At 64.2% G+C, this 13,930-nt stretch carries 10 protein-coding genes; 8 read left to right on the top strand and 2 right to left on the bottom strand.

From position 1 onward, the window contains the following. The first annotated feature begins 1 nt into the window (after window position 1). The 6 genes from flhA to VVD47_RS01960 all read left to right on the top strand — a co-directional run bounded on the left by flhA (window position 2) and on the right by VVD47_RS01960 (window position 6,894). Window positions 2–2,107, top strand: a complete 2,106-nt coding sequence (flhA, locus tag VVD47_RS01935) for a flagellar biosynthesis protein FlhA (protein WP_327601711.1) — start codon at window positions 2–4, stop codon at window positions 2,105–2,107. 25 nt (window positions 2,108–2,132) lie between these two features. After that, the gene (flhF, locus tag VVD47_RS01940; RefSeq protein ID WP_327601712.1) at window positions 2,133–3,695 is read left to right on the top strand and encodes a flagellar biosynthesis protein FlhF; all 1,563 of its coding nucleotides are present in this window, start codon (window positions 2,133–2,135) and stop codon (window positions 3,693–3,695) included. Beyond that, window positions 3,692–4,480, top strand: a complete 789-nt coding sequence (locus VVD47_RS01945; RefSeq protein ID WP_327601713.1) for a MinD/ParA family ATP-binding protein — start codon at window positions 3,692–3,694, stop codon at window positions 4,478–4,480. The genes flhF and VVD47_RS01945 overlap by 4 nt, the downstream gene beginning before the upstream one ends. Before the next feature lie 109 nt (window positions 4,481–4,589). Continuing rightward, window positions 4,590–5,348 (top strand): RNA polymerase sigma factor FliA, encoded by a 759-nt coding sequence (locus VVD47_RS01950; protein WP_327603169.1) that lies wholly within the window; start codon window positions 4,590–4,592, stop codon window positions 5,346–5,348. 30 nt (window positions 5,349–5,378) lie between these two features. Next, window positions 5,379–6,119: a flagellar motor protein gene (locus tag VVD47_RS01955; protein ID WP_327601714.1), complete on the top strand. Its 741-nt coding sequence runs from the start codon at window positions 5,379–5,381 to the stop codon at window positions 6,117–6,119. Between the two features lie 40 nt (window positions 6,120–6,159). Further along, a complete protein-coding gene (locus VVD47_RS01960) occupies window positions 6,160–6,894 on the top strand; it encodes a class I SAM-dependent methyltransferase (RefSeq protein ID WP_327601715.1) in 735 nt (244 codons plus the stop codon). Between the two features lie 87 nt (window positions 6,895–6,981). On the opposite strand, the gene leuA is transcribed toward VVD47_RS01960, so the two are convergent. Next, window positions 6,982–8,664: a 2-isopropylmalate synthase gene (gene leuA / locus VVD47_RS01965; RefSeq protein WP_327601716.1), complete on the bottom strand. Its 1,683-nt coding sequence runs from the start codon at window positions 8,662–8,664 to the stop codon at window positions 6,982–6,984. Between the two features lie 472 nt (window positions 8,665–9,136). Here leuA and VVD47_RS01970 point away from each other — a divergent pair, with 472 nt between their 5' ends. Then, window positions 9,137–10,306 (top strand): DesA family fatty acid desaturase, encoded by a 1,170-nt coding sequence (locus VVD47_RS01970; protein WP_327601717.1) that lies wholly within the window; start codon window positions 9,137–9,139, stop codon window positions 10,304–10,306. An 80-nt stretch (window positions 10,307–10,386) separates the two neighbouring features. Here VVD47_RS01970 and ppsR read toward each other — a convergent pair whose 3' ends face one another. Further along, on the bottom strand, window positions 10,387–11,235 hold the full coding sequence (gene ppsR, locus VVD47_RS01975) for a posphoenolpyruvate synthetase regulatory kinase/phosphorylase PpsR (RefSeq protein ID WP_327603170.1): 849 nt from the start codon (window positions 11,233–11,235) through the stop codon (window positions 10,387–10,389). A gap of 137 nt (window positions 11,236–11,372) precedes the next feature. Between ppsR and ppsA the strand changes: the two genes are divergently transcribed. Continuing rightward, on the top strand, window positions 11,373–13,742 hold the full coding sequence (ppsA, locus tag VVD47_RS01980; RefSeq protein ID WP_327601718.1) for a phosphoenolpyruvate synthase: 2,370 nt from the start codon (window positions 11,373–11,375) through the stop codon (window positions 13,740–13,742). The last annotated feature ends 188 nt before the right edge of the window (window positions 13,743–13,930 follow it).

Consider the following 13,930-nt stretch of genomic DNA (forward strand, 5'->3'; position numbering starts at 1 on the left):
CTTGGCTACCCAGGGCAACACCCAGGCTATCGATCTGCGCCAGCTGCTGTCGCCCTCGAACATCCGTCAGCTGGCAGCGCCGATCCTGCTGCTGCTCGTGCTGTCGATGATGGTGCTGCCGCTGCCGGCTTTCGTGCTGGACGTGTTCTTCACCTTCAACCTGGCACTGTCGATGATGGTGCTGCTGGTGGGCATGTACACCCGCAAGCCGCTGGACTTCTCGGTGTTCCCGACGGTGCTGCTGGTCACCACGCTGCTGCGCCTGTCGCTGAACGTGGCCTCCACCCGCATCGTGCTGCTGGAAGGCCACACCGGCCCGGACGCGGCCGGCAAGGTGATCGAGGCCTTCGGCCACTTCCTCGTCGGTGGCAATACGGCGGTCGGCATCGTGGTGTTCGTCATCCTTACGATCATCAACTTCGTCGTGATCACCAAGGGTGCCGGCCGGATCGCCGAAGTGGGCGCGCGCTTCACCCTGGACGCCATGCCCGGCAAGCAGATGGCCATCGACGCCGACCTGAACGCCGGCCTGATCGACGAGAAGGAAGCCAAGCGCCGCCGCGCGGAGATCGCGCAGGAATCCGATTTCTACGGCGCCATGGACGGCGCCTCGAAGTTCGTGCGCGGCGATGCGGTGGCCGGCATCCTCATCCTCGTCATCAACATCATCGGCGGCCTGATCGTCGGCGTGGTCCAGCACAACATGCCGATGGGCGAAGCGCTGGAGAACTACACGCTGCTGACCATCGGTGACGGCCTGGTGGCGCAGCTGCCGGCGCTGATCATCTCGGTGGCGGCCGGCCTGGTGGTGTCACGCGTCGGAGAGGACGAAACCGACATCGGTGGCCAGGTGGTGAACCAGTTGTTCACCAACCCCATCGTGCTGGTGCTGACGGCGGGCATCCTCGGTCTGCTCGGCCTCATTCCCGGCATGCCGAACCTGGTGTTCCTGCTGCTTGCCGGCGGCCTGGCCTACCTGGCCTGGCACATGAACAAGAAACAGGCGCTGGCTCGCGAAGAAGAGCCGGTATTGAAGCCCGCCGCCGCCGCGGCCCCGGTGGAGTCGCAGGAAGCCAGCTGGTCGGACGTGACGCCGGTGGACGTGCTGGGTCTGGAAGTCGGCTACCGCCTGATCCCGATGGTGGACAAGGGCCAGGACGGCGAGCTGCTGCGCCGCATCCGCGGCCTGCGCAAGAAGTTCGCGCAGGAAATCGGCTTCCTGGCTTCGCCGGTGCATATCCGCGACAACCTGGAGCTGAAGCCGAATGCCTATCGCATCACGCTGAAGGGCGTGGAAATCGGTTCCGGCGAGGCCTACCCCGGCCAGTTCATGGCGATCAACCCGGGCCGCGTCGTCGGCCAGCTGCCGGGCACGCCGACCAAGGACCCGGCCTTCGGCCTGCCCGCCGTGTGGGTGGATGCCGGCATGCGCGAACAGGCGCACGCGCTGGGCTACACCGTGGTGGACGCCAGTACGGTGGTGGCCACCCACCTGAACCACGTGATCCTGTCGCACGCCGCCGACCTGCTGGGTCGCCAGGAAGCGCAGGCACTGCTGGACCACATCGCCAAGGAATCGCCGAAGCTCGTCGAGGACCTGGTGCCCAAGACGCTGCCGTTGCACATCCTCCAGCGCACCCTGCAGCACCTGCTGGAAGAGGGCATCAACATCCGCGACATGCGCAGCATCGTCGAAGCCCTGGCCGAGCATGCGCCGCGTACGCAGGAGCCGCTCGAACTCGCAGCCCGCGTCCGCGTGGCACTGGGTCGTGCCATCGTCCAGCAGCTCTTCCCGGGTGGTGCGGACATGCAGGTCATTGCGCTGGACCCCGGCCTGGAGCGCGTGCTGCAGCACGCCATGCAGAGCGGTGGCCCGGAAGGCGGTGCCATCGAGCCGGGTCTCGCCGACACGCTGCTGCGCGAGGCCGCTGCCGCGGCCCAGAAGCAGGAAGACCTGGGCCTGCCGGCCGTGCTGTTGGTACCGAACAATCTTCGCTGGCTGCTCGCGCGCTTCCTGCGCCGTGCCGTGCCCAGCATGAAAGTGATTGCCCACGCCGAAGTGCCGGAGTCGCGGATGATCCGCGTCACGGCAGTCATCGGTGGTTGATGGGTAGCGTCAAGGAGAAGCAAACATGGTGAATGTGAAGCGCTACGTCGCGAAAACCGCCCGCGAAGCCCTGGTCCGCGTGAAGGCCGAGCTGGGGGCCGATGCCGTCGTGCTGTCCAACCGCGCTGTGGACGATGGCGTGGAGATCGTTGCCATGCCGGCCAACGCGATGGGCGAGCTCAATGCCACCGTCAAGCAGGCTCGCCACCAGGCCGACGCTGCTGCCGCAGCGGCCCAGGCTGCCGCGCAGGCCGCTGCCCAGGTACGCCGCGCGCCGCCACCGGCACCGGCACCTGCCGTGGAGTCCGGCGACGACTTCACCGTGACGCTCGGTCAGCACATCGCCCGCCTGGCGCGTGAGCAGAAGGTCAATGACGCCGAGCGCGAGACTTTCCGCAGCGGTCTCGCCGCCAGTGCCGGCGAGGCCGTGAGTGACTCCCCGCTGGTGCGTGGCCTGCAGGCGGCCCGCCAGCGTGAAGAAGAGCAGCCGGATTTCCGTCGCGTGCGGGCACAGCATCAGATTCCCGGCCTGCGCACCATCCCGCCGCACGCCGAGGCGCCTGCGACGTCAGCACCGAACCCGGTGCAACAAGCCCGCGAACAGGCCCGGGTCGTGGCACTGGAGGCCACCAACGCCCAGCTGATGGACGAGCTGTCCTCCATCAAAGGCCTGCTGGAGCGTCAGCTCGCAGGCTTTGCGTGGAGCGAGATCTCGCGTACCGCACCGGCCCGCACCCAGATGATGGGCGAACTGCTGGAAGCCGGCTTCTCGCCGGAGCTCACCCGCCAGATCACCGAGCAGCTGTCCGGCGAAGTGCCGGTGACGGAGGCCCGCAAGGCGGTCCGCCAGGCGCTCAACCGCAGCCTGCGCGCCGTGTCCAACGATGCCGACATCATCGACCGCGGCGGCGTGTACGCCCTGGTCGGCCCCACCGGCGTGGGCAAGACCACCACCACCGCCAAGCTGGCCGCGCGCTGCGTGATGCGCCACGGCGCGGACAAGCTGGCGCTGATCACCACCGACGGCTACCGGATCGGCGCGCATGAACAACTGCGCATCTACGGTCGCATCCTCGGCGTGCAGGTGCATGTCGTGCGTGACGCGGCCGACCTGCGCCAGACGCTGCAATCCCTGCGCGACAAGCACATCGTGCTGATCGACACCATCGGCGTCGGTCAGCGGGACAAGATGGTCGACGACCAGGCGGCGATGCTGCGCTCCGCCGGTTGCGTGCGCCGCCTGTTGCTGCTGAACGCTGCGGCCAGTGGCGAGACGCTGGACGATGTCCTGCGCGCCTACGAAGGGCCGGACCTGGCCGGCTGCATCCTCAGCAAGGTGGACGAGGCGGTGTCGCTGGCACCCGTGATCGACGTCGCCGCCCGCCACGAGCTGGATGTCTTCTACGTCGCCAACGGACAGCGCGTGCCGGAAGATCTGCACCTGCCCAACCGCACCTACCTGATCCATCGCGCGCTGCGCGAGATCCCGGCCGATTCGCCCTACAAGCTCGACGACGCCGCAGCCGCGATGTTGATGGCCAGCCGCAACCGTCGTCAGGGTGACCGGCAGCAACGGGGGGCTGCATGAGGATTGCGAGCGAGGACCAGGCCGCTGGCCTGCGCAGGCTGTTCAACCATCGTCCGCCCGAGGTGCTGGGGGCGCTGGCCTGTGGCCACGGGGCAACTGCATGGCTTGCACGACAGCTGCATGCAAGGTCCGCCGAAGGCGTGCGCACGCTGGTGCTGGACGAATCCCCGGCTGCCGGCAACCTGTGCGAGGCACTCGGGGCATCGACACGCTTCGACCTGCTGCAGGCGGCAGAAGGGCACGTTGCCGGCGAATCTTGCCGGGTGGCAATCCATCCCGGACTGAGCGTGCTGTCGGTGGCACGGTTGTCGCAGCATCTGGCGGACCGCGTGCTGCGCCAGCGCACGCAGGCGCTGCTCGCCGAGTTTCAGCATGACTGCGATGAATGGCTGATCCACGCGCGTCCGCACGATGTTCTCGGCGTATCGCCACTGATTGCCGCCGCGCCCCGGCTATTGCTTGTGGTTGACCCGAATGCACGGGCCTATACCGAAGCTTATGCTGCGCTAAAGAGATGTGTGGCCTGCGCCGATAGCCTGTCCGTCGGGCTGGCTCTCTCTGCAGCGCCGACGCCGGAGACCCAGGCACTGACCGCCAACCTGCGCTCGGTGGCATGGCGCCTGCTAGGCATTGACGTGCAGACGGTGACCAGTCTGGCCGGTGCCATGCAACTGCCGCCGGGTTCCGGGGAACAAGAAGGGTTCACGCAACGTCTGCAGAGACAGACGATGACGCCGCAGGCCTTGGCGTCAAACCGCGGACGGATGATGGCAAACAGCCGATAAGACGGCTTTGCCGGGTGTTTTTCCGCACAGCAAGCAATGCAGGGGCGACCCACAATGGCACTCACAAGCTTTGTGGCACGGGTCGACCTGATAAATGAGAGAGAGCGCCATGTACAACGCGGCCGGAACGCTCGACAAAGACCAGTTGGTGACGCGGTATGCGCCACTGGTGAAGCGCATTGCCTACCATCTGATGGCCAAGCTGCCCGCCAGCGTGCAGGTCGAGGACATCATCCAGAACGGCATGATGGGTCTGCTGGACGCCATCGGCCGCTATGAGGAAGGCCTGGGCGCGCAGTTCGAAACCTACGCAGTGCAGCGTATCCGCGGCGCCATGCTCGACGGCCTGCGCGAGAACGACTGGCTGCCGCGCAGCCTGCGTCGCGAGATGCGACGCATCGAAACCGCGGTGCACAGCCTGGAGCAACTGCACGGCCGCCAGCCTACCGAGCGGGAACTGGCGGAGAGCCTGGGCATGAACCTGCCGGATTACCAGAAGATGCTGCAGGAGGCCCGCGGCTACCAGCTGGTCTACTTCGAAGACTTCAGCGATGAGGAAGAGGACGATTTCCTCGAACGGCATATCGTCGGCGAAGCGGCCGATCCGCTGTCCCTGCTGGAAGACCATGATATGCGCACCGCACTGGTCAATGCCATCGAAGACCTGCCGGAGCGGGAGAAGATGGTGATGGGCCTGTACTACGAGGAAGACCTCAACCTGCGCGAGATCGGCGAAGTGCTCGGCGTCTCCGAGTCCCGCGTCTGCCAGTTGCATAGCCAGGCAATTGCGCGCCTGCGCTCGCGTATCTCCAATGCCCGTCCGAATGACGGCAACAAGCGTGGCCGCAAGGCGGCCACCGCGAACTGACGGCCCGTTCCGCGAGGGGAGAGCGCACGGGTGGATTTCATTTCGATAGCGGGTCTGTTGCTGGGCGTGCTGGCCATCCTGGTCGGCATGCTGCTGGAGGGCGGCCACCTTGGCTCGCTGATCCAGCCGACGGCATTCCTGATCGTCATTGGTGGCACGACCGGCGCCGTCATGCTGCAAAGCCCGTGGAAGACCTTCCGTACCGGCGTGCGCATGTCGAGCTGGGTCTTCAAGCCGCCGGCACAACCGCTGGCCACCCTCATTGCGGACATCGTCAGCTGGAGTGCCACCGCCCGCAAGGAAGGCTTGCTGGCGCTGGAAAACAAGATTCCCCGGATGAACGATCCGTTCCTGCAGAAAGGCCTGCAACTGCTGGTCGACGGCGTGGAGCCGGAGCGTCTGCGTGACGTGATGGAAGTCGAGATCGGCGCGTGGGAAAAGGAAATGAAATCCGCCGCGAAGATCTGGGAAGCGGCGGGTGGCTACTCTCCGACCATCGGCATCATCGGCGCCGTGATGGGCCTCATCCACGTGATGGAGAATCTTTCCGACCCCAGCAAGCTGGGAGCTGGCATCGCTGTCGCGTTCGTGGCGACCATCTATGGCGTGGGGGCCGCCAACCTGGTCTTCCTGCCGATGGCCAAGAAGCTGCAGTCGGTGATCGGCAGCCTGGTTGCACAGCGCGAGATGCTGGTCGATGGCCTGGTCGGCATCGGCCATGGCGACAATCCGCGCATCATCGAAGCACGGTTACAGGGCTATATCGTCTGAGCGCTCCTCAGCGCATGCCGGGGCTTGCTATCCTCGCGGCATGAACACCCCGATCAGCCCGGCGGATGCGGCCGCCTTCAACGATCCGCACGTTCCCGAAACAGCCTTTGGCAAGTGGTTCCTGCGCACGCCCACATGGACGGTGCATGTGCTGGAACGTGCGTTCAAGGATCTGGAACGCCTGATCCCCGACCGCAAACCGAGCTATGGTGTGGTTGCCGACGTCGGTTGTGGCTACGGCCGTTCGCTGGCCAAGCTGCACGAGCGTTTTGCGCCGAAGCGACTGATCGGCATGGACATCGACCCGGAGATGATCGAGGCCGCGGGTCGCGAAGTCGCGGCGGCCGGCGTCGACGCAGAGTTCGTGCGTTGCTCCAGCTCGCGCATCCTGCTGCCGGACGACTCGGTCGACGTGTTGTTCTGCCACCAGACTTTCCACCACCTGATCGATCAGGACGCCGCGATCCGCGAGTTCTTCCGCGTGCTGAAACCCGGTGGCATGCTGTTGTTCGCCGAGTCGACGAAGCGCTACATCCATTCCTGGATGATCCGCCTGCTGTTCCGTCATCCGATGGAGGTGCAGAAGACCGCGGAGGAATATCTGGCGATGGTGCGTCAGGCGGGCTTCGACGTGCCGGACGAGCGCGTGTCCTATCCCTTCCTGTGGTGGAGCAGGGAAGACCTGGGGATTCTCGAAAGGGTGTTCCGCATCCAGCCGCCGGCTAGGCGTGAAGAAACGCTGATCAACCTGGTGGCGATCAAACCGACGGCCTGAGCACCAGGACAACGAGGTTGCACAGAAAGAAAGAGAAACGCCGGGGAATTCCCGGCGTTTCTCTTTCCGTGTGGCACTGCTTGCTGGTTATTTCACCAAGGCCTGCTTCGCAGCTGCCGCCCGCACCGTCGCGCGGTTGCACGCCGAGATCAGTGCGCGCAACGAGGCTTCGACGATGCTGGTGGATGCGCCAGCACCGTAGACCGTGCTGGCGAAATGTTCGCCGGACAGCTCCACGAAGGCGATCGCGCGTGCGTCCGCACCGCGGCCCAGCGAGTGCTCCTCGAAACTGTGGATGCTGACGCCCTGGATGCCGAGCGCGGCCAGCGCTGCGTCCAGCGGGCCATTGCCTTCACCGCGAAGACGCCTGGGCGAACCGTCCTGCATGACATCCAGCTCGATGACATGACGCTCGCGCGATTCATCCAGGTGGTGGGAGAGCAGGGTGATCGGCAGGTCGGCCTTGAGGTAGGTCTGCTCGAAGAGCTTCCACAGGTCCGCCGCCTCCATCTCGGCGCCAGTGGCGTCCATCTCGCGTTGCACTTCGCCGGAAAACTCCACCTGCATGCGGCGCGGCAGGGTGAGGCCATACACCGTTTCCAGCAGCCAGGCGATGCCGCCCTTGCCGGACTGGCTGTTCACCCGGATCACCGAGTCATACGTACGGCCGAGGTCGCTCGGATCGATGGGCAGATACGGGACCGCCCACACGCCGTCGGGATCCTGGACGGCGAAGCCTTTCTTGATCGCATCCTGGTGGGAGCCGGAGAAGGCCGTGAATACCAGGTCCCCGACGTAGGGGTGACGCGGGTGGATGGGCAACTGCGTGCATTCCTCGACCACGCGCGCAACGTCGTTGATGCGCGAGAAATCGAGGCCAGGGTCCACACCCTGCGTGTACAGGTTGAGCGCGAGCGTCACGAGGTCGACGTTGCCGGTGCGCTCGCCATTGCCGAACAGGCAGCCTTCGACGCGATCCGCGCCGGCCATCACGCCCAGCTCGGCAGCGGCCACCGCGGTGCCGCGGTCGTTGTGCGGGTGCACCGACACGATGGTCGCGTCGCGACGCGACAGATGGCGGCACATCCACTCGACCTGGTCGGCGAAGACATTCGGCGTGGCCGATTCAACGGTGGCCGGCAGGTTGAGGATCATCGGGCGATCCTTGGTGGGGGCCCACACTTCGGTGACGTGTTCCACGATGTCCAGTGCGAAATCGAGTTCGGTCGAGCTGAAGACCTCCGGGCTGTACTGGAACACCCATTCGGTCTCCGGGTGATCTTCCGCGAGCTGGCGGATGAGCTTCGCGGAATCCACGGCGATCTGGATGCAGCCAGCGCGATCGACGCCGAACACGGTCTTGCGGAAGACCGGGGCGGTCGCGTTGTAGACGTGCACGATGGCGCGGCGGGCGCCCTGCAGGCTTTCAAAGGTACGGCGGATGAGGTGCTCGCGCGCCTGGGTGAGTACCTCGACGGTGACGTCGGCCGGGATCAGCTTCTCTTCGATGAGCTTGCGCACGAAATCGAAGTCGGTCTGCGAGGCAGACGGAAACGCGACTTCGACTTCCTTGATGCCGATCTTCGTGATCGTCTCGAACATCCGCGCCTTGCGCGGAATGTCCATCGGCTCGAACAGGGCCTGGTTGCCATCGCGCAGGTCCGTGCTCATCCACACCGGCGGACGGGTGATGGTGCGCGAGGGCCACTGTCGATCGGGAATGTCGATGGGCGGGAAGGCGTGGTACTTGGTGCTGGGATTCTTCAACATGCTTGTGCTCCGGCGTATTCAGGTCGATTGCTTCAACGGGTGGCCTGAGACAGGGCGGCGGGCGGCCACGTATTCACGGCCCGGCACCCGCGGCGCAGTCGTAGAAACAGTCTGTATGTCGAAGCGTGCATGTGAAAACTCCAACGCCTAAAGCGTCGCGCCTTGCTGGGCAAGGTTCAGGAAAACGGAACGAGGGGGTTTGGGATTAGCTGCGCTTGCGGCGCAGCAGCAGGCCCGGGCGCAGGGCACGCACGGTCAGCAGGAGGCTTAGCGAGAGGAGGGCGGCGGCGAGGGAACGAACCGCGATTTCGAAGCTCATAGACTGACGCTAACCGCTTTCGCAGAATGCTGTCAAGCCGCCGGTCGTAAATCTTTGCCTGCATTGAAGTTTCCCGTCCGCAACCCGATATCGCCTGGATGGGTGTTCGCGTAGAATCCGCTGCGCATGCCTGCCTGAAAGGAAGTCGCTTCAATGTTTGCCGGTTTCATCGATCTGCCCTGGTGGGGATACGTTCTGGTCGCCCTCGGCCTGACCCATATCACCATCGCTTCCGTCACGATTTTCCTGCATCGCCATCAGGCTCATCGTTCGCTGGATCTCCATCCGCTCCCAAGCCACTTCTTCCGCCTGTGGCTGTGGCTGACCACTGGCATGATCACCAAGGAGTGGGCGTCGATCCATCGCAAGCACCATGCAAAGTGCGAAACCACCGAGGATCCACACAGCCCGCAAGTGCTCGGCATCCATCGCGTGCTGTGGGGTGGCGTCTTCCTGTACGTCAAGGAATCCTTCAACAAGGAAACCATGGAGCGCTACGGCCACGGCACACCGGACGACTGGATCGAACGGCACGTGTACACGCCCTTCAACAAGTGGGGCATCGCCGTGATGCTGGCCATCGACCTCGCATTGTTCGGCGTGACGGCAGGGCTGCTGATCTGGGTGGTGCAGATGCTGTGGATCCCGTTCTGGGCTGCTGGCGTCATCAACGGGGTTGGTCACTTCTGGGGCTATCGCAATTTCCAGAACAACGACGCATCCACCAACATCGTGCCCTGGGGCATCCTGATCGGTGGCGAGGAACTGCATAACAACCACCACTCCTTCGCCACCTCGGCCAAGCTGTCCGCCAAGTGGTACGAGTTCGACATCGGCTGGATGTACATCCGCATCATGGAGATGCTCGGTCTGGCGACGGTGAAGAAGACCATCCCGATGCCGAAGTTCGGGGACGCCCGTCCGGTGGTCGACCTGGATATGCTGCAAGCGGTGATCACCCATCGCTACGACGTGATGACGCGCTACATGCGTTCGCTCAAGCGCAGTTACGCCGAAGAACTGGTTCGCCTGCGCACTGCGCATGGTGATCGTTTCGACATCAAGAAACTGCGTGGCTGGCTGCACATGGACGAGTCCGACCTCGGGCAGGGCGAGCGCGCCAAGCTGCAGGAAGCGCTCGACATGAGTCCCGGCCTGGCGCGCCTGCACCAGATGCGCGGTGAACTGGCTGCCGTGTGGGCACGATCCACGGCGACCCGCGAGCAACTGGTGAAGCAATTGCAGGATTGGTGTGCGAACGCGGAAGCGAGCGGGCTGGCACCCTTGCGCGACTTCTCCCTGCGCCTGCGCTGCTACGCCTGACGACTTTCTCCGCTCAACAACAAAGGCCCGCAATGCGGGCCTTTGTTGTTTCTGTGGGTGCGCTTTCTCGGTTCAGGCGCTCAGAAGCCGGTCTTGCTGATCCGCACTTCCTGCAGGATTTTGGCGGACAACTCCTCGATCGAGCGTGACGTGGAGTCCAGGAACGGAATGCCCTCGCGCTTCATCAGCTTCATCGCCGATTCCAGTTCGGCCCGGCAGTTGTCGATGCTCGCGTACTTGCTGTTCGGCCGGCGCTCCTGGCGGATTTGCGAGAGGCGTTCCGGAGTGATGACGAGGCCGAACAATTTGCCGCGATAGCGGTGGATCTCTCCCGGCAATCGGTTGCGCTCGAAGTCTTCCGGGATCAGGGGATAGTTGGCAGCCTTCACACCGAACTGCATGGCCAGGTACAGGCTCGTCGGCGTCTTGCCCGAGCGGGAAACGCCGACGAGGATGACCTCGGCTTCCTCGAGATTGTCTTCCGTGATGCCGTCGTCGTGTGCCAGCGTGAAGTTGATGGCTTCGATGCGCGCCTTGTAGTTCTGGCTGTCTGCAATGCCGTGCGAGCGGCCCACCGTGTGCGTGGACTTCATGCCCAGTTCGTTCTCGAGCGGGCCGATGAATTTCTCGAAGAGGTCGAGAAAGGTTGCCTGGTCGTCGGCCGATCGCAGCGCCCCGACGATGTCCGGCTGCACGAGGGTGCTGAACACGATGGGACGACAGCCGTCCCGGCGGGCGGCGTCGCGGATTTTCTGCACGCAATCCAGCGCGCGATCGACCGAGTCCACGAACGGCACCCGCACCTGCTTGAAATCACATTCCGGAAACTGCGCCAGCAGACTATGGCCGAGTGCTTCTGCGGTGATGCCCGTGCCGTCCGAGATGAAGAAGGCCGTGCGGCGCTTCGATTGATTTCCGCTTTGCGACATAAGCACTATTCCCTTTTGCACAAAGTGCTTGCGGTTGTGGAGATTCCCGATCGGGTATGCTCTTATGCAGTGCAGCAATTGCGGTCTCTAGAATGCGCCACCAGGTGGTATTTGACAATCTTGAGAGGGCTCGCCGAATGTCTGCTTACGTAATTCCCTTCACCGCTTTGCGGATGACCGACGTCGAGGCGGTAGGCGGCAAGAACGCCTCGCTGGGCGAGATGATCAGCCAGCTTGCCGACGCGGGCGTCCGGGTTCCGGGAGGCTTCGCGACAACGGCTGACGCCTACCGGGATTTTCTCGCACACGAGGGCCTGTCGAACCGGATCCAGGCCGCACTGGACAAGCTGAACGTCGACGATGTGGAGGAGCTGGTACGCGTCGGCAAGGAAATCCGCGGCTGGATCGTGCAGACGCCTTTCCCGCCGCAGCTCGAAGCAGACATCCGCAAGTTTTACGACGAGCTGAGCGCGAGCGGGGAGGGGAGCTACGCGGTGCGTTCCTCCGCGACCGCCGAGGACTTGCCCGATGCTTCCTTCGCCGGGCAGCAGGAAACCTTCCTCAACATCCAGGGCTACGAAAACATCCTTCACGCCATGAAGGAGGTGTTTGCCTCGCTGTACAACGACCGCGCGATTGCTTACCGCGTGCACAAGGGGTTTGCGCATGCCGATGTGGCCTTGTCGGCGGGCGTGCAGCGCATGGTGCGGTCCGACCTCGGCAGCTCGGGGGTGATGTTCACCATCGACACCGAGTCGGGCTTCGACAAGGTGGTGTTCGTCACGGCGTCCTGGGGGCTGGGCGAGACGGTGGTGCAGGGCGCGGTGAATCCTGACGAGTTCTATGTGCACAAGCCGATGCTGGAGGCGGGCTTCCGTCCGCTGATCCGGCGTAGCCTGGGCTCCAAACTCATCAAGATGGTGTTCGCCGAGCAGAAGGAGGCCGGCAAGTCGACCCGCACCGTGGATGTGCCGGAGGCCGACCGCATCCGCTTCGCGTTGAGCGAGGCAGAAGTGCTGGAGCTGGCCCGCTACGCGATGATCATCGAACGCCACTATCAACGGCCGATGGATATCGAGTGGGGCAAGGATGGCCAGGACGGCAAGCTCTACATCCTGCAGGCACGGCCGGAGACGGTGAAATCGCGGCAGGCGCCGGGCGTGCAGGAAAAGTACCGTATCAAGCACCACGGCCGGGTGCTGGTGTCGGGCCGCGCGATCGGCCAGAAAATCGGCGCGGGTCCGGTGCGCATCATCGAGGATGCTTCCGAGATGAACCGCGTGCAGGAAGGTGACGTGCTGGTCACCGACATGACCGACCCGAACTGGGAGCCGGTCATGAAGCGGGCATCCGCCATCGTGACCAACCGGGGCGGCCGGACCTGTCACGCCGCGATCATTGCCCGTGAGCTGGGCATTCCCGCCATCGTGGGCTGTGGCGATGCCACCGACGTGCTGACCGAGGGCGAGTCGGTCACCGTCTCCTGCGCAGAGGGCGATACCGGTTACGTATACAGGGGGCGCCTGGAGTACGAGGTGACCACGACCGACATGGGCAATCTGCCCGAGATCCCGGTCAAGATCATGATGAACGTGGGTAATCCCGAGCTCGCGTTCGAGTTCGCGCAGATTCCCAATGGCGGTGTCGGCCTGGCGCGCCTGGAGTTCGTCATCAACAACATGATCGGCATTCACCCCAAGGCCGTGCTGGATGCCGATAGCGTGCCGTCGAGTCTGCGTGCGGAAATCTCCCGGCGGGCACGGGGATACGCAACGCCGCGGCAGTTCTTCATCGAGCGTCTGGCGGAAGGCGTGGCCACAATCGCTGCCGCGTTCTGGCCGCAGCCGGTCATCGTGCGACTGTCGGACTTCAAGTCCAACGAATATCGCAAACTGCTGGGCGGCGATATCTACGAGCCCGAGGAAGAAAACCCGATGCTGGGCTTCCGTGGCGCATCGCGCTATGTGGCTCACAGTTTCCGCGATTGCTTCGAACTGGAGTGCATCGCGATGCGCCGGGTGCGCAACGACATGGGCCTGCGCAACGTGCAGTTGATGGTGCCCTTCGTGCGCAACCTGCAGGAAGCGAAGGAGGTCGTCGACCTGCTCGAAGCACATGACCTGAAACGCGGGCAGGACGACCTGAAGCTCATCATGATGTGCGAGATCCCGTCGAACGCCCTCCTGGCCGAGCAGTTCCTGGAGCATTTCGATGGCTTCTCCATCGGCTCCAATGACCTGACCCAGCTGACCCTCGGGTTGGACCGGGACTCGGGCCTGGTCGCCCATGCGTTCGACGAGCGGGACCCGGCGGTGAAGCAGCTGCTGTCGCTGGCGATCCGTACCGCCAACCGTCTGGACAAGTATGTCGGGATCTGCGGGCAAGGGCCGTCCGACCACGCAGACTTCGCCGAATGGTTGATGGACGAAGGCATCCAGACGATTTCGCTGAACCCCGACACGGTCGTCAATACCTGGCTGCAACTGGCGGCTCACGCCAAGCGCTGACCTGCTTCCAACACCTGTTTTCGTACCACTTTTGATCTAGCCCCCCGTCCGTCAGTGCGCGGCGCGGGGGGCTTGTTGTCTTGCATCCAAGAGGTGCTACCATCGGGCAGATTCTCGGTAATCCGTCACGGTTACCGCTACTGACACAGCGCAGGCAATTGCAAGCGCGTCCAACCAGGGAGGAGAGC

The organism is Uliginosibacterium sp. H1, assembly GCF_036017065.1.
Lineage (GTDB): Bacteria > Pseudomonadota > Gammaproteobacteria > Burkholderiales > Rhodocyclaceae > Uliginosibacterium.

Coding starts and splice junctions, on each gene's coding strand:
- flhF (WP_327601712.1), top strand. CDS start 2,133: ATGGTGAATGTGAAGCGCTACGTCGCGAAAACCGCCCGCGAAGCCCTG.
- VVD47_RS01945 (WP_327601713.1), top strand. CDS start 3,692: ATGAGGATTGCGAGCGAGGACCAGGCCGCTGGCCTGCGCAGGCTGTTC.
- VVD47_RS01950 (WP_327603169.1), top strand. CDS start 4,590: ATGTACAACGCGGCCGGAACGCTCGACAAAGACCAGTTGGTGACGCGG.
- VVD47_RS01960 (WP_327601715.1), top strand. CDS start 6,160: ATGAACACCCCGATCAGCCCGGCGGATGCGGCCGCCTTCAACGATCCG.
- leuA (WP_327601716.1), bottom strand. CDS start 8,664: ATGTTGAAGAATCCCAGCACCAAGTACCACGCCTTCCCGCCCATCGAC.
- VVD47_RS01970 (WP_327601717.1), top strand. CDS start 9,137: ATGTTTGCCGGTTTCATCGATCTGCCCTGGTGGGGATACGTTCTGGTC.
- ppsR (WP_327603170.1), bottom strand. CDS start 11,235: ATGTCGCAAAGCGGAAATCAATCGAAGCGCCGCACGGCCTTCTTCATC.
- ppsA (WP_327601718.1), top strand. CDS start 11,373: ATGTCTGCTTACGTAATTCCCTTCACCGCTTTGCGGATGACCGACGTC.